The sequence below is a fragment of the Saccharicrinis sp. 156 genome, assembly GCF_050589685.1.
Lineage (GTDB): Bacteria > Bacteroidota > Bacteroidia > Bacteroidales > Marinilabiliaceae > Saccharicrinis.
This window is the reverse complement of sequence record NZ_JBNGOS010000019.1, coordinates 95,011-115,804: the sequence shown is the minus strand read 5'-3', so window position 1 is coordinate 115,804 and position 20,794 is coordinate 95,011. Positions and strand designations below refer to the sequence as shown.

At 39.5% G+C, this 20,794-nt stretch carries 14 protein-coding genes; 3 read left to right on the top strand and 11 right to left on the bottom strand.

Annotated features, from left to right (window positions below; translation table 11 throughout):
* Position 1: 1 nt before the first annotated feature.
* Entirely contained in the window at positions 2-511 is a 510-nt protein-coding gene (locus ACRD64_RS13425) for an Hsp20/alpha crystallin family protein (protein WP_430933903.1), read from the top strand.
* A gap of 188 nt (positions 512-699) precedes the next feature.
* Complete coding sequence (locus tag ACRD64_RS13420; protein WP_430933902.1) at positions 700-2,220, top strand: Do family serine endopeptidase; 1,521 nt, start codon at positions 700-702, stop codon at positions 2,218-2,220.
* A 341-nt stretch (positions 2,221-2,561) separates the two neighbouring features.
* Here the strand turns inward: ACRD64_RS13420 and ACRD64_RS13415 are convergent, their stop codons facing one another.
* The 4 genes from ACRD64_RS13415 to ACRD64_RS13400 all read right to left on the bottom strand — a co-directional run bounded on the left by ACRD64_RS13415 (position 2,562) and on the right by ACRD64_RS13400 (position 7,273).
* Positions 2,562-3,434, bottom strand: coding sequence for a tetratricopeptide repeat protein (locus ACRD64_RS13415; protein ID WP_430933901.1), 873 nt, complete (start codon positions 3,432-3,434; stop codon positions 2,562-2,564).
* A gap of 82 nt (positions 3,435-3,516) precedes the next feature.
* Positions 3,517-4,713: a glycoside hydrolase family 88 protein gene (locus tag ACRD64_RS13410; RefSeq protein WP_430933900.1), complete on the bottom strand. Its 1,197-nt coding sequence runs from the start codon at positions 4,711-4,713 to the stop codon at positions 3,517-3,519.
* 217 nt (positions 4,714-4,930) lie between these two features.
* Entirely contained in the window at positions 4,931-5,626 is a 696-nt protein-coding gene (locus ACRD64_RS13405) for an SGNH/GDSL hydrolase family protein (RefSeq protein WP_430933899.1), read from the bottom strand.
* Between the two features lie 6 nt (positions 5,627-5,632).
* Positions 5,633-7,273, bottom strand: a complete 1,641-nt coding sequence (locus ACRD64_RS13400) for a GH39 family glycosyl hydrolase (protein WP_430933898.1) — start codon at positions 7,271-7,273, stop codon at positions 5,633-5,635.
* 649 nt (positions 7,274-7,922) lie between these two features.
* Between ACRD64_RS13400 and ACRD64_RS13395 the strand changes: the two genes are divergently transcribed.
* Positions 7,923-9,341, top strand: coding sequence for a sulfatase-like hydrolase/transferase (locus ACRD64_RS13395; RefSeq protein ID WP_430933897.1), 1,419 nt, complete (start codon positions 7,923-7,925; stop codon positions 9,339-9,341).
* A 694-nt stretch (positions 9,342-10,035) separates the two neighbouring features.
* Here the strand turns inward: ACRD64_RS13395 and ACRD64_RS13390 are convergent.
* The 7 genes from ACRD64_RS13390 to ACRD64_RS13360 form a co-directional block, all read right to left on the bottom strand.
* Complete coding sequence (locus tag ACRD64_RS13390) at positions 10,036-11,409, bottom strand: family 43 glycosylhydrolase (RefSeq protein WP_430933896.1); 1,374 nt, start codon at positions 11,407-11,409, stop codon at positions 10,036-10,038.
* A gap of 96 nt (positions 11,410-11,505) precedes the next feature.
* On the bottom strand, positions 11,506-14,031 hold the full coding sequence (locus ACRD64_RS13385) for a glycosyl hydrolase family 95 catalytic domain-containing protein (RefSeq protein WP_430933895.1): 2,526 nt from the start codon (positions 14,029-14,031) through the stop codon (positions 11,506-11,508).
* Positions 14,032-14,095: 64 nt separating this feature from the next.
* Positions 14,096-15,730, bottom strand: coding sequence for a sialate O-acetylesterase (locus tag ACRD64_RS13380; protein WP_430933894.1), 1,635 nt, complete (start codon positions 15,728-15,730; stop codon positions 14,096-14,098).
* A 53-nt stretch (positions 15,731-15,783) separates the two neighbouring features.
* Entirely contained in the window at positions 15,784-16,704 is a 921-nt protein-coding gene (locus ACRD64_RS13375; protein WP_430933893.1) for a hypothetical protein, read from the bottom strand.
* Between the two features lie 29 nt (positions 16,705-16,733).
* The gene (locus tag ACRD64_RS13370; RefSeq protein WP_430933892.1) at positions 16,734-17,870 is read right to left on the bottom strand and encodes a 4Fe-4S binding protein; all 1,137 of its coding nucleotides are present in this window, start codon (positions 17,868-17,870) and stop codon (positions 16,734-16,736) included.
* 25 nt (positions 17,871-17,895) lie between these two features.
* Positions 17,896-18,177, bottom strand: a complete 282-nt coding sequence (locus tag ACRD64_RS13365; RefSeq protein ID WP_430933891.1) for a hypothetical protein — start codon at positions 18,175-18,177, stop codon at positions 17,896-17,898.
* A gap of 197 nt (positions 18,178-18,374) precedes the next feature.
* The gene (locus ACRD64_RS13360) at positions 18,375-20,642 is read right to left on the bottom strand and encodes a glycoside hydrolase family 3 N-terminal domain-containing protein (RefSeq protein WP_430933890.1); all 2,268 of its coding nucleotides are present in this window, start codon (positions 20,640-20,642) and stop codon (positions 18,375-18,377) included.
* Positions 20,643-20,794: the final 152 nt, after the last annotated feature.

The window sequence follows — 20,794 nt, the reverse complement described above, 5'->3', positions numbered from 1 at the left end:
GATGAAAACAATTATATGTAATAGCATTTACCCTTGGTTCAACCCATTGTTTGAGTTTTGTGTCTTTGAGCCATTCATTAAATATGAGAATGCGGTAACGGAGGAGGTTTCACAAACTCCTGATGCTTACAAAATTAAATATTCCGTTCCCGGTTTAAAAAAAAGAGACTTAAATATTTGTGTACAGGACAAGATTCTAACTGTTAAAGGCGCTTTTAAAAAAGGTAAATCGTGGTGGAATAATAAAGAAAACAAGACAATAGAACACCACTTTTTAAAAAACACAAGGTTGTCAGTTGATATGGATATTGATAAAATAAAAGCTAAACTGAAAGATGGAGTTTTAAATATTGAAATACCTAAAAAAGAAAAATTTATAAGCTACCGGGAAATTCCGGTATCAGGCAAATCCGAAACAATAAAGGCTATTGATACCGAAAGGAATAAGGCCACAAGCATTATTAAGAATTTTAAGCAACAAATTGGAAGTCTATTTAAAAAATCAGCATAGTGGCAGTGCTTATATCCAGCTGTTTAAACGGCTAATCAATGGAAATCATTAATACAAATACTTATAAATATACATAAAAAGCCAGACGAAACACTGGAAAAAACAATGCAACAAAAAAAAAGAGACTTGTGGTTTAGTTCACTAAATAGTCATCAATAAAAACTATTTATTAAAAGGAGGGCAACGTAATGAAACGATTTAGTTTATTATTAATTGCAGCAGTTTTAGGCAGCGCCCTTACAATAGGTACTTTTCAGTTTATAGGAACGAAAACAAGTAAAACTGTTAAAGTTGAACATATTTCCGGTACCCCAGTTGTTGGCGCTGCTTATTCGGTAAATAAAAATGGCGAAATAGTACCGTTAGAGTTTACGGAAGTGGCAAAAAAAGTAATGCCTGCGGTTGTACATATTAAATCAACACAGGTTCAAAACGTTCAGAACTACAATTATCGTCAATATCCTGATCGGTTTAGGGATTTTTTTCAAGATGATATGTTCAAACATTTTTTTGGACCTGACTTTAAATTTGATTCACCACAACCCCAAAACAGAGGACCTCAAACAAGGGTAGGAACAGGTTCCGGGGTCATCATCAATGCCGATGGTTATGTTGTAACAAATAATCATGTTATTGCTAATGCGGACGACATTGAGGTTACCTTGGATGACAATCGGGTGTTTAAAGCGAAAATAATCGGTACAGACTCTTCCACTGATTTGGCGCTGCTACAAATAAAAGAAAAGGATTTACCATACTTACCACTTGTAAACTCAGATGAAGTGCAAGTTGGGGAATGGGTGTTGGCAGTAGGGAATCCTTTTAATTTAAATTCAACTGTAACGGCCGGAATCATTAGTGCCACAGGGCGAAATATAAATATTTTAAGGGATCAAAGTGCCATTGAATCTTTTATTCAAACAGATGCGGCCATCAATCCCGGTAATAGCGGAGGCGCCCTGGTAAACCTTCATGGCGGTTTGATTGGCATTAATACCGCTATTGCGAGCCCTACCGGAGCTTATGCAGGATATGGCTTTGCTGTTCCGGCGAATATTGTTTCCAAAGTGATTGATGATTTGCTCAAATATGGAATGGTGCAAAGAGGTTATCTGGGATTAATAATTCGCAGCGTCGACGGTAACCTCGCCAAAGAAAAAGACCTTTATGTGACTGAAGGTGTTTTTGTGGACAGCATTGCGAAGAATAGTGCAGCCGGAGAAGCCGGAATTAAAGTTGGTGATGTGATTTCAAAAGTAGATGATATTCAAGTAAATGCTTCTGCTAAATTACTTGAAATTATAGGAAGACATCATCCGGGAGATAAAGTGGCACTCGAAGTTGACCGGAAAGGTAAGAAACTGGAATTCCTGGTCACACTGCGAAATCAAGAGGGAAAAACAAAGCTGAATGAACGGGATGCCAAAAAAATACTGGATGTATTAGGGGTAGAGTTAGAAGAGATAGATAAAACAACCGCCAACAAACTTGGTATAGATAGTGGATTGAGGATTACAAAGTTATTCGCCGGAAAATTAAAGAGGCATACCGATGTACGAGTTGGTTTTATTATTACAAAAGTGGATGGAGAACCTTACAAGTCGATTAAGGAACTTGTAAAATACCTTGAAAACAAAAAAGGTGGTGTTATGATGGAAGGTGTCTATGAGGATTATCCGGGGACTTATTATTACGCCTTTGGGTTGTAGCCAACTTAAGTAATAGTTCGCAGTAAAATTTTAAAAGATGTGTGAAATAAAAATATCCGGGTTTTGCTTTTAAGGTTGAATTCTATTTTAAACGATGACCAGCCTGCTCTTACTAAGGCAAGGCTATATTAAGCCAATACCTGCAAAGCATTTCCCGGGTATGTATGAGTTGTATCCTTTCTGGATTCGCTTAAGCACATCACCCCTTTGGCTACCTGCTTCACACCAATGCGTGAGATATTAAATGAGGATTAACCCTTAAACCAGAATCATTAAAGAAAGTCAAAATTTAATGCTTGAGGATTTAAGGATTAAACCGGCTTTTTAACCGTTAATTCTAATTATTTAAACTTTAACGCTTTCTCTTTTTCTCCCAGTCTTGTATATACGGCATACAGCATCTTTTTCAAATTAGGATCCTGTTTAACTTGGTATGCTTTTAACAGGTAACCCTCCGCTTCCCGATAAATGACTTTAGCTTCCTCCAGCGATTTATGATAGTTTGAGTAATCAACCCGTGTTGGCTTTGCTATTGCTTCGTATGCTTTTTTCTTTTTAGCATATACCTTGTTCCCTTTTTCGAAAAGAATATGACCCAGCCGCATATTCGCTGACGTGTATTCCGCATCCTTGTCCAGTGCTAATTTATAAGCTTCAACAGCTTGATCAATGTCACCTTGGCTTTGGTAGGCCACTCCCATATAATACTTGTACTTTGGAGAATCCGGGAACCATTGTCCCATTTTTTCGGATGAAATCAATAGTTTATCGTACTGTTTAGTTTTTAGATAATGTGAACTTAGTGCTTTCTCAACATCCACTTTAAACTCGGGAAAATATTTTACTTTTTCCATCAATGCCCATTCATGCATTTCATGGTTTTTCATCTCTTTGGTTAAAGATATAGCCTTGTCATAAATGGACAATTCAAGTACCTTATAATTGAGAGCCTTTTTATAATGCTTCAGCGCTTCCCGAACATTACCTGTCTCTTCTAAACAAATACCGGCGTATCCATAAGCTTCTGCGAGCTGCACAGAGTCGCCTATTTCTGTTGCAAAGGCATCTTTATATTTCGATAAAGCCTCGCTGTAGTTTTGTTCCAACACTAAACTTTTTGCTGTATTGAATATCGCGTTTGCCTCTTGTGCCACCACTTGCCATGTCGAAATTATGACAAGTATAGCCAATATCATTTTTCTTAGGTTATTCATCTTTTTACATTTTCTTTCAAAGGTCATACAACCTGCATGAAACCATTAATTTACAAGGTTTTGGTATTGATTACACTGCCGATTACTGATAAGCCATCATTTCCCCTTCGTCCATTCTTTTCAAGCGCAACAATGCTTCCATAAAATAGTAATCGGCATAAATAATTGGTACGTCAATTTCGGAATTTCGAGGATGGTTTCCCGTTGAATGCAACAAAATAGCATTATTGGTTTCCCTGCTCCAATATTTATCAGACGAAAGAGTTGACAAAAGCGTTTCAGCGGCATTCTTATATTTGTGCGCTAATTCTCTTTCTTCTACCTGGTTGGAAAGCTCTAACATACCACAAGCAGCAATTGCGGCAGCCGATGCATCTTTGGGGGCTTTGGGAATGCGTGGGTCGTCAAAATCCCAAAAAGGGATACCGTCTTCAGGCATACGTTCCAGAAAATGATCTGCCAGTTTTTTGGAGGTCTCCAGAAAGTCTTTCCGTCCCGTTTCGCGGCTGGCAATGGCAAAGCCATAAATACCCCAGGTTTGTCCGCGTGCCCACATAGATTCATCGGCATAACCCTGATGTGTGTGTCCCTTAATAAATTCACCTGTTTCCTTGTCAAAATCCCCTACATGGTAAACGGCATTATCCGAGCGAACTATATTTTTCATGGTCACTTCGGCGTGACTCTCTGCCATTTGATATAATTGTTGACCGCCCCCGTTTTTGGATGCCCAGAACAACAATTCCAGATTCATCATATTATCGATGATGGTATTATGCGAATACTCTTTTTTGCGAGGCCAGGAATGAATAGTACCTACATGAGGATTATAAAGCGTTGCCAAGGTATCCGCGGCAGCCAACATCACCTCCTTGTAGGCCTTATTTCCGGTCAATCGGTAACCGTTGCCAAAACTACAATACACCTGAAAACCTATATCATGATCGTAAGCCTTGTTAAAGGCAATGTATTTAATAGGTTCGGTAAATTTTTTAGCTTGCTTTAATATTTCCTCATTACCCGTATACTCATAGGCATACCAAAGTACGCCCGGATAGAAACCGCTGGTCCAATCTTTTACCCCCACATAATTCCATTCCTTTTTACCCGGATCAATGTTTCGGGGGAATGAATCTGCATACTGGGTTTGACCTATACTTTTTGTAACCTGCTCAAGGCAATAATCCAACGAAACCTTTGTATCGAATTCTTGAGGGGTTGTACAACTAATCATAAGCGCGACAAGTACCAATTGACTTAAAATTAATAGTTTTCTCATTTTAATATTTTAATAATGTGTATCTACTGCAATTCCTTAATGCCATACACAGGTTGTTTTTTACATTTTACAATTTTTATTGTAACGAAAGTAGATAAAACCCAAAAATGAAGATAGGGAAAGCATACCAAACAATGCAATGTTTGTTGCATGGTTGCGTATGTCACTCAAGCACAAAGCATTCAGTACTATTTGCCACATACACACCATATTCATCTCAGTGTTTCTTTTTTAGTGCCTTGGAAATGGATTTTTCGAACAAAAGTCCCATCATTTGGTAACCCTTGTAATTGGGATGTACCCCATCCGGAGAAAACTCTTTTTTTAAACCTTTGTGTTCGTTCGCCATTGGCGTGTGGCAGTCAATATAGGAAAGCTTGTTTTTTTTTGCGTAAGCTTTCAGCAGTTTATTGAGTTCGATAACCTTTTCCGCAGGTTTTATTTCCTTTCTCCATTTGTATTGCACAACCGGCAAAACAGAACACAACACAACCTCTATTTGATTGGCTTTGGCCAATTCAACCATTGAAAATATATTGCCTGCTATCTCCTTTATCGTAATGGGGCCTTTATTTTGCGCTATATCGTTGGTTCCGGCTAAAATGACGACCACCTTAGGCTGAAGCTCAATAACATCTGCTCGAAAACGAAGCAACATTTGCGATGTCACCTGTCCGCTGATACCCCTATTAATATAAGGTTTACCTTTCCAGAACATAGAATCTCGGGAGCCCCATTTTTCGGTTATGGAGTTGCCCATAAAAACCACTCTCTGCTCTTTTTTTGCTGGAACTTTGAGCATGGCGTTTTCTTTCCGGTAACGATTCAAATTAGCCCAATCGGTTTCTTGTGCAGACAAAACGTTTGGCATGAGCAAAGTTAGCAATAGAAATACCGCATTTAAACTTTTCATAACTTATTAATTAATTTGCTGAATAAGAAGTACATTCCAAGCCGCAATTTCTCTATTAATAGTAAGTTTCCCATCCTTATCTGCAATAATGATTTCTGTTTTCAAGTTATTTGCATAATCCTTCATCACTTTTATTTGCTCACGCGTTGGAGGCTCCGGCTTTCCCATTTTTTCCCAATAGTTATAAATATTCCCGTGGTCTTTATCCAGTGTTTCTATTTTAAACTGGGTTCCGGGTTTTAAATCAGTCATGGTAACATTTAGCTGACGCGATTTTCCTTCCTCATATTTCTCAATTTTCTTAATGCTTGCCGGAACTGCCTGGTAATGATCTTCAGGATAGTTATAGGCTAGCGCAACCACTTTTCCGTTACCTGATTTGCGGCTTACGAACAAGAAATCGTTCTTAAACAGTTTTTCGTCACCCAATTGATGCAGCATTTTGTATGCATGATAAGTAGGTTTTACCAACCCCTGGTAGTTGATCATACCGAAACCGCCATGAAAAATACTTGCTCCTCCTCCTTTCTCTTCAAAAATATCAGTGAAGATCCAAAATGCCAACGAGTTGGTTAAACCGATACAATCCAGGTTAACCTTTGTGATGTACGCGGCGGGAGGAAGAAAATCGTGCATGGCGTCCCTACTGTTAGGACTGGTATTCCACTCTGTCAAATGAATTTCAGCATCAGGGTAAGCGCTGTTAGCAATTACTTCGTTTAACCATTTAATGTCAATCATGGTAGAATTTACAAAACGAGAAAAATCTTTTCCTTTACCTGTTCTGGGATCCAACGGGTAATCGGTAGGATAAGGGTGTGTGGTGACAAAATCTACCGGAAGATTCTCTTTTTTACAATATTCAAGGAAGTCTTCTATCCAAACGCCACGCCACGCCAAATCGTTGATGTTTTCAGCTGTAAACGTTTTGGTAAATCCCTTGGTGTCTTCCCGTTCGCCTTTATAGCGATCATCAGCCACAAAGTTACTTGTTGAAGGACCGCCTACCTTCAACAGACTATCCACAGAGCGTACTGCTTTTACAGATGCCTTATACAAGTCGAAATATTGCGATTTTGTTCCATCAAAAAAAGCTCTGCACAAGTTTGGTTCATTCCAAACCTCAAAATACCAGGTACGTACTTCATCCATCCCATATCTATCCACACAGTGTTGGGTAAAAGTTTTTACCAGATCATGCCATTTCCCTAAATACCCTTCTCCGGGAGTCGTGTACGCTTTCCACCAGAATACGGTCTGAGAATTTTCAGCCGCCATGGTTTTTGGAAAATAACTCAGCTCAACAAAAGGACGAACATCCAGCTCGAGCATGCGATCAAACACATCATCGATATATTGCCAGTTGTAGGTAGTTTTACCTCTTTCTGTAACAATTGGAAACATATCATCGTGAAATAAGCCATGGAATCGCACTGTTTCGAAACCACAGGTCTGATGAACCAGTTCAAGCTGTTCGAGCCAGCCTGCCCTTAAAGCTTCGTTGGCCCGACCTGCACCAACACATTTACTCCAAAAATGATCGAATTTTTCACCTTCAGATGTGGCACTTATAGTTACGTTATTTTGAGCACTTACCAGTTGAGTAAGCACCATAACTATTAAAATAAAAATATTCTTCAATTGCATTTAATAATTTTTTAGTCATGATAAACAATAAAGCTAAGTTAAGTATGCTGAAATTATCCGTATGAAGAATTTATCTCAAAGAGTAGTAAATATGTTGCATTCGCGGTTTACCTTAACGTAAACAACTACCTCCTTAAACAAAGAACCTTTTTTTTCTGAACCCACCTGAATGTTAACCCAATATTTCCCTTTTATATCTCCATTATAAATACAACAATAGCAAGGAGATATCTCTTTTCGGTTGTTTCCGGTTAAAATTATCAGAGATCCGTCTTTCGGGATTTGAAAAATTCATTCATGTCAGGCCGATTCAGCTGTCCCGATTGCTAGCATGATAGAAAATCTTACAAGGCTGTTTTTCAATAAGGTTTTGGTTTTGGTCAACGAATTGGCATTTAAATGAAGCTATTTGACAATTGTGGATTAAATACCAAAAAGTTAGAATACAATTTAATCACTGCCTGTGATATGAAACAGGAACTTATCTTAATGAAACATTCAAGACAACTACTTACAGAAAAATAATGGAATGAAATCCCGGATATAATTAATCCCAAACTACTGTATTCTTATCTTTGTCAGAGTTAAGAATACTAATTTTACCTTTTAGTTAAAAGAGAGTGGCACCAATAAAAATGACAAAACAGATATGAAGACAGCAAATATCTTTTCGATAGCACTACTAATTTCAGCTTTATTCTCCCAATCTATAGTAAGTCAAAAAAATAAGGTTGACAAGCAAAAAACAAATGTAATTTTACTAATGGCAGATGATTTAGGATGGGGAGATGTTGGTTTTAACGGCAATAAAAAAATTATTACCCCACATTTAGACGACATGTCGGATGATGGTATCCGTTTTACGGATTTTTACGCTGCGGCCCCACTTTGCTCACCGACAAGGGCCAGTTGTTTAACCGGTCGCAGTCCTTTCCGTCAGGGAATATTTGCTGCGCATACTGGTGCCATGCGGCATGCAGAAAAAACCATTGCCGAAGTGCTAAAAAATGAAGGTTATCAAACCGGTTTCTTCGGCAAATGGCACCTGGGATGGATAGAATCAGAAAAAGTTGAGTCAAGAGGTTATTATTCGCCACCATGGCAACACGGTTACGATGAAACATTCGCTACTAAAAGCGCTGTTCCCACCTGGAACCCAACTAAGACACCTGCGGGGTGGAACAGCTGGGGAAGTATGGATGATGGTTCGTGGGGTGGATCGATATATGTTCACAACGGTGTACCAGCAAAGGAAAATTTAGAGGGTGACGATAGCCGTATTATCATGGACAGGGCCATCCCTTTTATTGAAAAATCGATTAATGAGGGAAAACCGTTTTTTGCTACTATCTGGTTTCACGCACCACATGAACCGGTAGTTGCCGGTCCCGAGTATTTAGCTAAATATACCAATCTGCCGGAAGACCAAAAACACTTGTATGGCTGCATTACTGCCATGGACGAACAAATAGGCCGTTTAAGAACATTTTTACAAGAACAAGGAATTGAAGAAAACACGGTACTTTTCTTTTGCAGCGATAACGGCCCTGCCGATCCTCAGGCCAAAGCAGGTATAGCATCTGCCGGACCGTATCGCGGACACAAACATCAGATGTGGGAAGGCGGTCTTCGTGTACCATCTCTAATATTATGGCCTGAGCATATCAATGGCGGACAGGTTACCAATTTCCAGGCCAATACCAACGATTACTTTCCTACTATTCTGGATATGCTTAATATCCCTGTTCATACTAAAATTCCTTTAGACGGAATAAGCTTAGTTCCTGTTTTAAAAGGAATAACAGCTAAACGAAACAAAAGTATGGCCTTTGGCTATAAGCGCATTTATAAAAACACGGAATTATTTGCATTATTAAACGGTAAATACAAAATCTGTATTCCGGATAAAGGCAAAGATATGATGCTTTTTAATTTGGAAGAAGATCCTTCGGAATCGCATGACCTGGCAAGTGAAATGCCGGAATTATTTGAAAGGATGAAAGCAGCACTTCAGGAAACGAAAGAATCGTGGAAAGACAGTCGCGAAGGGAAAGATTATCAATGGTAAATGATTTTTTGGCAGGAGTATAAAATAAAACTGCTTACCCCCATCCTCACACCATTTTTCAACGGCCATAGCTTTGCAGTGTTCCCGCTAAAGTAATAGCGACAAGTGATCGGCGAAGGATTTGGTGTGGTACCCTCCCCTATCTCAGGTATTCGGGGAAGAGCCATTTGCATGGAGCTTTAATTTGAATAGTTAGTGAAAATATTACAACCAAATGAAAAACAATAAACTTCTATCTCTAATTGCACTATTCGTTTCCTGTTCTTTCAACCATAAAATGAATCGATATAGTCGGAAAACGATTATATCATGGTTGATGCCAAAGTAAATGATAAAGAAGGATCAAACACACTGTAATGGCAACCGACTCAGAATTTTACAATGAGGCAGTCGCCAGAACCGGGGGAGCTATGAAAAATGGTACTCTAAAAGAAATCCTGTTACGCAAAACAACTACTTCAAAACAAGGCGTTTTACGGAGTTGCTCATACTCTCCTGAGCGGTGCAATGCCTCGTATCAGCAACTCCTTGTTTTATGGTATTTTAAATGCTCATTACATATCTCTAATACATATCCGGGTTTAATCACTTGCTCATCAACAACTAATTCGCTTTTTTTCATGCCGACAATTCGTTTGTTTTTTGCAAAGGAAACACCGGTAACAAAAAAATAACTTTGATGAAAGACTACCGACTATTCATCATCAAAAACCTGTTCCAGTTTAATATAATCAATTGCAAATTGTCCCTTTGAAGGTTTCCAGTTGCTCTTGAAAATACGTACTAAGTTATCTCCGGCTTTTAATTCTACAATACCAAAATCAATTTCGGTAAAGGTTTCTGATGGTGGAAAAACAAAACCTCTATATTGATGACTATTTATCAACACATTGTGGTTTGATTCTCCAGCAGGGGAAGCATATCGTACTTTAAAACGATATTTAGACGGTTTTGCTACTTGAGCCAAAATTGATACATGGTCGTAGGGATTATCAAAATTTGTAACATATCCTCTACCACTGTAATCTTTTATATATGTATCAACAATTACATTGTATAAGTCGCCACCGGCAGCAAAGCCGTTTTCAGCTTCTAACTTGAGTGTTGTTTTTGTACGCTTTGCATTAGCCAAACCTTCTTTTGAAGGAACAATGGGAATAATATTTCCCTCTTTGTCATACCTAAGGTAATCTGCCATTACGCAGCGTGTTTCACTTAATCCGCCGGATAACCAAGCGCTGTGGTAAAACATGATATCTTTTCCTCTATAAGTCACAATACCTCCATGGTTGGTGCCACTTTGACCTTCAAAATCATCGATAAAACAACCTTTATATTCGTATGGTCCTAAGGGTTTATCGGCCACGCCATAAAACATCTTTTCAGGCCATCGGCGTGGAGTAAGGCCGGGGTAAGTCAGGTAATACTTTCCTTTATATTTATGAACCCAGGGACCCTCAAACACATACTTTAACTGGGGCTTTAGGTCTACTTCTGTTTCTGGTTTAATAGACATTAAATCATCGTTCAATTCAGCGCCGTAGCACTGACGGTCGTGCCCCCAAAAAAGATATGGAGTACCCTGCCCGTCCGGCAGGCGGGCATCGTCATCGATAAAAATAGCAGGATCCTGACCAAATTCCACTCCTTTAATATAACCTAAGTCGGTAAAAGGTCCTTCGGGACGGTCACTACGGGCAACCCCGGTTCTAAAAAGTCCGATACCGGCTTCTTTCATGCAATATATAAGGTAGTATTTTCCCCGGTAATAGGCCGCATCCATGGCCCAGGCATGACTCTCTGCCCAATCTACATTTTCTAAATGTAATATACGGCCATGGTCTGTCCAATTGACCATGTCGGTAGTAGAAAAGGCATGATAGCCAGTCATTCCGTAATGGTTATTAGAACCGGGTTCATCATGGCTGGTATAAACCCAAAGGCGATCGTCGTTTGGCCAAACATGGGGTGAAGGATCGGCTGTAAAAACATGGGTAAAAACAGGGTTTTGCGCAGAACCAACCGTTAGCACAAAACACATACTAAGTAGCAGAAATATTTTCTTCATGGTAATAAATTTCTTACAAAACAGCTAAGTCGCAAAAAAATAAATATATCTTCTCTAGCACTTCGCGTTTTTGCCGTTATAATTTTTTTTAGGTCTTTACTTTTTCACCATAATGATGGTTTGTCCAGCTTCGGTTTCAATATCGTACAAATAAGTATCTTTTAAATCAAAACCTTTTAATTCAGCTTTTTTTGAAATGATTGGCTCTTGAATATCCGGAACCTGATAGAATTGGTTTTTGTTCTTACCCTTGGCAATGGTAAGTGCTTTGCCTCCTTCGGTTGTTAACTCAGAATAGGAACGGATTCTGCAATTACCCCCTAAATTGGACTTGATAACAGCTTTTACGATCTCGCCGTTATTCCATTCCAACGATTCAATTTCGAATCCTCCACGAGCACGCAGTCCCGTTACGCTTCCAGTAAGCCAAACATCGGGCAATGCAGGAATTAAATGGATAGCTCCATCATGACTCTGCATCATCATTTCCGTTAAACCGGAAGTAAACCCAAAGTTTCCATCAATTTGAAAAGGTGGGTGGGCGTCTAACATGTTGCCATAAGTACCGCCACCTCGAGTGCCGGGAACACCAACCAATTTAATTTGGTCGGTCATCATTTTGTAAGCATGGTTACCATCTAATAACCGTGCCCACTGGTTAATCTTCCAGTTCATCGACCAACCGGTAGACGGGTCTCCCCGGTATATCAACACATTCTTTGCAGCTTCTGCCAGTTCCGGTGTACGGTAAGGTGAAAAATGATTGGAAGGATGCATCCCATATAAATGCGAAATATGACGGTGCTTATCTTCCGGATCGTCCCAATCGTGAATCCATTCCTGAATTTGCCCGTGCTGACCTATTTGGTTTGGTGCCAGTTTTGGCAAGGTGGCTTCGATTTCCTTAACAAGTTCAGCATCTTCATTTAATAACTTAGCTGCCTCGGCCGTTTTGGTCAACATATCAAAAATCAATTGATTGTCCATAGTAGTTGCATAGGCAATATTGACCATTTTTGGCATATGAGCAGGTCTGTTTTCGGGCGAAGTGGAAGGTGCAAAAATCAGCCACCCATTTTCAGGTTCAGGTGTTAAGAAGCTAAGACAGAACTCAGCAGAACCTTTCATGGCAGGATACACCTCACGTAAATATTCCAGATCGCCATTGTACAGGTATTTCTCCCATAAGTGTTGACTCAGCCACATTCCTCCGCTAGGCCACATACCCCAGGTAGCCCCATCAACCGGGCCGCAAATACGCCACAAATCGGTATTATGGTGACATACCCAACCTTCTGCTCCATACATATCGCGAGCTGTTTTTTGACCGGCTACCGATAATTCTTTTACCAACTCAATCAAGGGTTCGTGGGTCTCGCTCAGGTTGGTTGGTTCCGCAGGCCAGTAATTCATCTCGGTATTGATATTTACCGTATAAGCACTTTTCCATGGAGGAGTAAGCTCGTTACACCATATCCCCTGCAAATTACCTGCCTGTCCTCCGGGTTGAGAAGAACATATCAACAAGTAACGTCCATACTGATAATAAAGAGCTGCTAAAGCCGGATCATTTCCTACAGCAAATTGCTTAATACGCACATTGGTTGGGTTCTTGATAGAATCTGTAACACCCAAATTAAGCGATACCCTGTTGAAATATTTTTGGTATAAAGAAGAATGGCCTGATTTTAATTGGCCATAATCTTTCTTTTCAGCCTTGGCCAAATACTCTTTCGCTCGTTGGTGCTCATTAGCACTAACATCTTTGTAATTTACAAAATTGGTTGCTATGGATAAATACAGCGTAGCACTATTGGCTCCATCTAAAACCAGGGTGCTATCAGTAGCAGATAGCCAACCTCCCTCAGGCACTATTTTTAATCTTGATTCGAATTTTACACGACCTTCGATAGGCTTAGCATTTTCAGGTGTTCTTTTACTTTTTAGGTCTGCACCTTTTCCGGTCATAGTAAGTATGTCGTTACCTTCTGTTTTCACCTCAACCACAGAAGGTGCAGGGCGATCCATGCCGGCAAAAAAACTGATTTTACCTTTCTCGCTAGCTGTTAACCTGATAACAATCACCTGGTCGGCAAAAGAGGTAAATACTTCTCTTTGATACTGAACACCATCTACCGTGTAAGAAGTTCGGTTGACTGCATCTTCAATATCTAATTCACGGTAGTAATTAGAATAATCATCGTGATTGTTGAAGTTTAACCTCAAGTTACCAACGGTTTCATAGTTCATCCCATGTGAAGTTTTTGAAATAATCTTCGCATTGGCCAGGTTGTGCGCTTCCTTATACTTACCATCGAAAAGTAACTGACGAATCTCTTGCAAAATACCTTTTGCTTCCGGATTATCATTTCTATGTGGACCTCCGGCCCACAGGGTTCCTTCGTTTAATTGGATATTTTCCTTGTCGGGTCTACCGAACACCATGGCTCCCAATCGACCGTTACCAATAGGCAATGCTTCGTTCCAGTCTGCTGCCGGGGCATCATACCAGAGCTTAAGATTACTATTTTGTCTTTCAGCTGTATTGCACCCGCCGATTAATAAGGTAAACATGCATACCGAAATCAAGCAGAATTTACCATGTTGAGATAATCTTTTCATTTTTTTTATTTTGTAATTATTATTAGCTCAATAATTTATACTTTCTTGTTGATCCTCTATTAAATTATTTTACTGTTGTAAAAAGCGATGAAGGCAAACCCTCTTTGTTATATAAATTTACACCCTCCGGGTTTGAAGACCAGGCATAACGAACCTCTGCGGGATATAAGATTTCCGGATGAGATACTTCAACTTTATTTTTACCAATAATCTTTGCTTGCGCCCATTTCCACTTTCTATCCAACCCGCAAATCTGGAAACGTTTTAAAGGTTCATTTACGGCCACAGTTGGTTCCATCAAGTGTTTTTTGCCTACCATTAAGCCAGAACCGGCATGGTTAAAAGTTATAATTACTTTATTATCCTTAATCTTTGAGGTCTTGTAAATAGGGCCACTGCAAACTATTTTTTTTCCATAGGCTTTATTCAATGCCCACAAGGACAGTCTTTTTCCTACATCCATCTTGTTTTTAGGATGAATATCTTTTGCTTCTCCAATATCATTTAACACGGCCATTCCCGAATTTGGTATTTCCATTGCCCGTCGCATCTGATCCTGCACGGTTACCCAGCCATCAACCTCTTCAAGAGGATCTGCATTTGGATCTTTATAATTGGCCAGCTGACAATAATAGAAATATAACTTCTCCTGATCCCAAGCTTTACGCCAACCATTGACCATGGCAGACAGTCGCATGGCATATTGCTCCGGTAAGTTATTTCCGTTGCTCTCGCCCTGATACCAGATGGCTCCCTTTATAGCAAAAGGAACTACCGTGTGAATCATTCCATTATACAAGGTTGAAGCGGTTTGTTTATTCCTATCAGGATGTTCTGGTTTAGGAGGCTTTCTCGGCTCGTTTTCACCCTTCTGTTTGGCCTCCTGCGCTTTCAATTTCCAATTAGCCATCTCTTGCTCAAATTCTTTATTCACTTTTTCCTGGTCCCAGTTAGCCAAAGCTTGCTGATAGCTATCTATCTCATTCTTGTAAAACGATTTAAGTGTTTCATTGATTTGATAAGAATGCATCGGTATCCAAGGTTCCACTTTTGTACCGCCCAGATTACAAGCTATAATTGCCACAGGCACATTCAATTCACGACGTAATTCGCGGGCAAAGAAATAAGCTGTCCCACAAAATTCATGTACAGGTCCTTTTACGGCTTTAGACCATGTTCCTTTACCCAGGTACTTTTCTTTGAGAACACTACAGTCCTTACCTACTCTAAACTGACGTAATAAAGTATCGTTTGCATTAGCCTCTTCTTTTCTTAAATATTCTACTAATGGCTCATATTTAGGCTCTTTGGCTTTCCCAATCAACATCCTAAAAGGACGATACATATTGGATTGTCCGCCGGCAAACCAAACCTCTCCCACCAACACATCCGTAATTTCCACGGCTGCACTGTCACCATTCAACAACGCAGAGATCGTCATGGTTTTAGAAACAGCCGATGCCTTCAACGGACTAAGAACCACCTGCCAGCGGCCATTTGCATTTACTTTAACGCTGTTTGTTTGGCCCGCAAAAGAAACTTCAACCGTTGCACCTGCATCAGAGGTTCCCCAAACCGGTACTTCCTGGCCTTGCTGCACCACCATGTGATCGTTGAATATTGCCGGCATGGTTAATTCCACAGCCGAACAAATTCCGGTAAGCAATAATCCGAGTATAATCGATATTAACCTGTTCATGTTATGTTACAAATTTATAGTTTTATCCATGCCCGAAACAGGCAACAAGAACTTTATTTTAAATAAGGCTCTTCCCCCTGAATGGATTCTATGATTCTCAACGCTTTATTAATTTCGCCTTTTGATCCCCTTAAAAGAAGCGATACAGCTCCCTCTGCACCGCCAATTCCACCGGAACCATAATGTATGACTTCCAGTTCCGCAAACTGCTTTATGGCTTCGATTTCGGTAAATAACTCTCCTTTAACACTCCAAAGCCACGGTGTCTTTCGATCTACTTTTTCGTGTTCTATTTTGCTATACCTGCTCATTAGATCAATATTCCCGGAAGATTCCTTTTCTAGTCCTGCCGGAATAATAAAGCGAAGTTTCTTTTCTTGTACAAAAGGGTAAATATTTCCAGTAGTTCCACCGGTTGGATGACCAATCAGTATGGCAGCCTGTCCTTTTTGATGATTGATGATATTAGCTCCTTTTATTATGATATCACCTTCTTTCATTTCCGGCAATATTTCTTGATAGTCAATGTCGGATATCGTTCCGTTTACAAAAACCAATTCATTGCGCTTTTTACTTCTATCCACTTTTTTATCCGATTTGGCAGGACTGATATACCCATACACGTATTCCCCGCTGTTTAGGGAGTCCTTGATCATTTCTTCGGCTACATATGTGTTGGTTGTTCCTTTGGTCAGAATAATCTTACCGTTTCTCAAGCGTTCCTTTACTGGCGGGTACACCACCAGTCCCTTTGCAATCAGACGTTTGCTTTCAGCCACGGTTAAGGACACCCATGTTTGATGCGTTCCTGCTTTTAACCCAACAGGAGACTCAACTATCGTCTGATTCTTTTGTGTTTGTTCAATTATAACATTCGTATCACTTGATTGAAGAAAATCAAAACGGTTTATTTTTATTACCAAAATGAGCAAGGTAACAGCCAAAACCAGACTTAGAATTTTATCACTCTTCATAAGTTATCATTAAATCAAAATGTTATTATTTATTTACGAATCCATTCCAGCATAAATCCGACAGGACAAAAGAACCTGCACCAGGCTTTGGGAATAAACATTGCCAGCACCAGAAAGAATGAGGCGAACCCAATAACCCAAAGGCTCACTTTTGTTATGGAAAATATGGTGAATGGCTCTATTAATGTTAAATCATATGAGTATCCTGTCCATAAACTCACCAATAAAACCAAAAATATTCTCTCCCTCAAAGGCTTCAGAATTTTTGTTCCCCTGGGCGAAATCCGAATCTTTTTTGAACACGCTTTCCCGCATAGTTCCTGCACTGCCCCATAAGGACACACCCATGAACAATAAAAAGCTTTACCAAAAACGATTGGGATTACACTCGCCGAGGCCACCAGAATAATCATGATCAACTGGAGCTGCCAGTTAACGCCTCCCGATAACCAATTTATGATCTGAACAAACGAGATCAGCCTTCCTAGCCAGAAACCAAAAACAAGTACTGTTAACAATTGCAGTACAGTTCTGTATTTCATCATTTTTTGAGGAAGAAAGCAGGCAATGACAAGGACGACCAAGAGCAGCAAGGAAACAATATTCTCGACCTTCCAAAAATTAATCTTTGGCTTAACCTGAATTGTTGCAGCTGAATTTTGTACTCCCGAAATAATAGCATGACTCGTAATTGTGGCTCCGGCAACGGCGTCAACCGGTAAACTTTTTATTTGATTGCGTTGAAGACCGTTCCATTTTTTTAGAATGCCTTTTTTTACCGCATCAGCCAGATAATTTTCACTTTCATAATTCTCTCCCAACAGAATACCGCATATCGTATCATTAACATCAGTAAAAGTTATAACAGGCACACGACCTCCATAGCCATGTTCTCCTTTATAAGTAAAAGCATAACCTATTAATACATCTGAATGATTGAAAATATTAAACTGAAAATTGTTTACCCTTTTCATGGCATCTACATTAGGGAAAAAGCTTTTACAATCTTCAGGCTCAAGCCCAACGATATATTCTTTACTTACTTTATCTTTTAAAGAAATTCCAAATACACGTCCTCTCCAAGCCCCGGCAGAAAGTAGTAATAATCCGATTAAAACGAGGTTAATTACGGATTTAAGAATGCTATCCCAAGATTTAATTTTCATATTAATAAATTAGCCTGCAAGATATTTACTCTTCGTTAATAACTTTAATCAATTGTACATTATTATCTTTTTCACAAGCTATTAAATAAAATCCATTTGCATACTCACTAAAATCAAGTTCTGCTTTAACATCAAAAACATTTACACTTATTAAATCTAATTTACTGCCTATTAAATTATAAATTGCAATACGCCCATACCCCCCCTGTCCAAGCATTACTTGCGCTTTATTTTTTAACAGATTTGGAAATACACGAATATTTTCCGCTTTGTGATCTTCAATTCCTATGTGATACTCTGTTACCAACAATGATAATTCAGGAGCACTAGAACCTTCTTTTGAGTGGAAGTCAATCCCGTTTCCTGTGAAATTAGCGCATTTAAATAAGCTGCCTCAACATCGGATTTAAAAGCATTTGAATTCTCTTCTTTTTCAGTAACCACTGTAAACTTACCCCTTCTTCCCTGATGCCACTAACTCAACGGTCAATTATTCATACAATATTACTCCCTTAAATTATAACTCAACATTTGATCGGTATCGGAAGATCCGCCAACAAAAACATTAAACCTGCCCGCTTCTACTTTTTGTTGCATATCAATACCGGTAAATGACATGTTATCAGGCGTTATATTAAATTTGATTGTTTGTGTTTCTCCAGGCTTAAGCGTAACTTTTTCAAATCCTTTTAGGGCTCGAATTGGTTGCAGTACCGTGGCATATTCATCTTGCAGGTATATCTGACACACTTCCTTTCCTGCAACATCTCCAACATTGGTAATATCCACGCTCACCTGGACCGAATCTCCAATACCTACTATCGTATCCGATATACTCAGGTTTGAATAACGAAATTGAGTATAACTCAAACCAAACCCAAAAGGAAATAAAGGTTGGTTTTTAGCGAACAGATATCCTTTTTTATAATTAATGTGCTTTTGGTAATAATAAGCTGGAAGCTGACCTACTGATTGGGGCACTGTAACCGTCAGTTTTCCCGAAGGGTTGACCTCTCCGAACAATATTTTTGCTATTGCTTCTTTTCCTCTTTCGCTTAAATCCCAACAATCGATAATGGCATCAGCCTTTTCTGCCATATCAACAATCGAAAGGGTTCGCCGGTGTTCCAAAATAACCACCACTTTTTTCCCTGTCTTTTTAAGTTCTTCCAATAATAAATTTTGTTGCCCTACGGGATTAAGTTCTGCCCGATCGCCATATTCGTCGGAAACAAAGTATGCCTCTTTGGCCGTTTTATGGTCCCCTCCTACAAACAACAAAACAACATCCGCTTTTTTTGCCAGTTGCACGGCCTCCTTGATCAATGGCTTATCTTCTTCTAAACTATAAAGGGTGGGCATTCGCACCGGCTTGCTGATTCCGCATCCTTTGGCATAACTCACTTTAACCCCCTCCGGAAGCTGATTTTTAATCGCGGTAATATTTTCTTTATCGGCATTGGGACCAATGACTGCAATATGCTTATAGGCCATAGGATGCATGGGTAGTGTTCTATTTTCATTCTTTAACAGTATTATGGATTCCAAATCGACTTCTAGCGCCAAATCCAACGTTTCTTTTGTTCTTGTTTTTTGCTGTGCCAAAGAAACATCTACATACGGGTTATCGAATAAACCTAACTTGAATTTTGTGAGTAACACCCGCCTTACGGCATCATCAATTAATTCCAGTAATTCCGGTTTATCCTCCACCATATTTTCCAATAAGGCATAACCATCATTTCCATATAAATCGATATCCATCCCTGCCTTAAGCGCCATTTCTGCAGCAGCTTCAAATGATTCAGCTACTTTCATAAAATGGTGAAGGCGCTCAATATCTGTGGCATCGGAAACCACGTATCCATCAAAGCCCCAGTAATTTTTTAAAGTGTCTGTAAGCAACTTTCGGTTGGCATGACTCGCAACTCCGTTTATATCGGCATGCGATGCCATAATACCCAACGTTTTAGCTTCTTTTACGGCAGCTTTAAAGGGAGGTAATATTTCGTCAACAAAACTTCGGGGGGACATTTGCATAGAAGCAAAGTTTTTTCCTCCTTGCACTTGTGCATATCCGGCAAAGTGCTTGGTTACGGCACCAATATGCGTGCTTTTTAAGCCCAGGTTATGGCCCTGCACACCTTTTACCGCGCTTACCACCATGCGAGAGGTCAGATAGGGGTCTTCGCCAAATGTTTCCGTCATACGACCAAAACGAGGATCCCTAACCAGGTCTGCCTCGGGAGAATGACACATATGAAGGCCACGTATCCGTGCTTCCCGGCCAAGTGCGTCCCACAGTTGCTTTACCAGCTCCGTATTAAACGACGAAGCCATGGTCAGTGGCCTGCTAAAATGTGTATTCCCTTTGGCTTCCACGCCATTATAACACTCTATAATAAACATCGCAGGAATACCGAAACGGTTGTGCTCTATTATATATTTCTGAAGTTTATTGCACAAAATAGCACCTTGCTTTGGATCATATGCAGTTCCTGCATTCTTAATGCCTGCAATTCCATTTTCGATATACTCTTTTGCCTCATCATTTACATCAAGTTCCCCTTCTTTATTAAGATGTATACGGTTACCGGAATGAAAAATACGCATCTGGCTGATCTTTTCCTGAAGGTTTAACTGACTCAAGAGGTTTTCGGCACGTTGGGCATCAGATAAATTACTGTTCTTATAGTCATTCGGATGAAAGTTGTTACATGCACCTAATCCAAGCAATACAATAAGCAACCCTATAATTGATTTTAAATTCATTTTGATTTTATATAATTAGATGATGGATTTAGTTTAGCACCTGCAAGAAAACTTACCTTTACTCAAGTCTTTAACAAGAAAGCCTCAAAAACAAGGCTTGTACAGCCAAGCCTGAAAAAACGGAGTCCCGAAATAGGTTTAGTAGGTTTTAA

Bases quoted from the DNA above. Each gene is read 5' to 3' on its own strand.
- ACRD64_RS13425 (WP_430933903.1), top strand. From the start codon at position 2: ATGAAAACAATTATATGTAATAGCATTTACCCTTGGTTCAACCCATTG.
- ACRD64_RS13380 (WP_430933894.1), bottom strand. From the start codon at position 15,730: ATGAACAGGTTAATATCGATTATACTCGGATTATTGCTTACCGGAATT.
- ACRD64_RS13400 (WP_430933898.1), bottom strand. From the start codon at position 7,273: ATGCAATTGAAGAATATTTTTATTTTAATAGTTATGGTGCTTACTCAA.
- ACRD64_RS13385 (WP_430933895.1), bottom strand. From the start codon at position 14,031: ATGAAAAGATTATCTCAACATGGTAAATTCTGCTTGATTTCGGTATGC.
- ACRD64_RS13415 (WP_430933901.1), bottom strand. From the start codon at position 3,434: ATGAATAACCTAAGAAAAATGATATTGGCTATACTTGTCATAATTTCG.
- ACRD64_RS13420 (WP_430933902.1), top strand. From the start codon at position 700: ATGAAACGATTTAGTTTATTATTAATTGCAGCAGTTTTAGGCAGCGCC.
- ACRD64_RS13395 (WP_430933897.1), top strand. From the start codon at position 7,923: ATGAAGACAGCAAATATCTTTTCGATAGCACTACTAATTTCAGCTTTA.
- ACRD64_RS13360 (WP_430933890.1), bottom strand. From the start codon at position 20,642: ATGAATTTAAAATCAATTATAGGGTTGCTTATTGTATTGCTTGGATTA.
- ACRD64_RS13410 (WP_430933900.1), bottom strand. From the start codon at position 4,713: ATGAGAAAACTATTAATTTTAAGTCAATTGGTACTTGTCGCGCTTATG.
- ACRD64_RS13390 (WP_430933896.1), bottom strand. From the start codon at position 11,409: ATGAAGAAAATATTTCTGCTACTTAGTATGTGTTTTGTGCTAACGGTT.
- ACRD64_RS13375 (WP_430933893.1), bottom strand. From the start codon at position 16,704: ATGAAGAGTGATAAAATTCTAAGTCTGGTTTTGGCTGTTACCTTGCTC.
- ACRD64_RS13405 (WP_430933899.1), bottom strand. From the start codon at position 5,626: ATGAAAAGTTTAAATGCGGTATTTCTATTGCTAACTTTGCTCATGCCA.
- ACRD64_RS13370 (WP_430933892.1), bottom strand. From the start codon at position 17,870: ATGAAAATTAAATCTTGGGATAGCATTCTTAAATCCGTAATTAACCTC.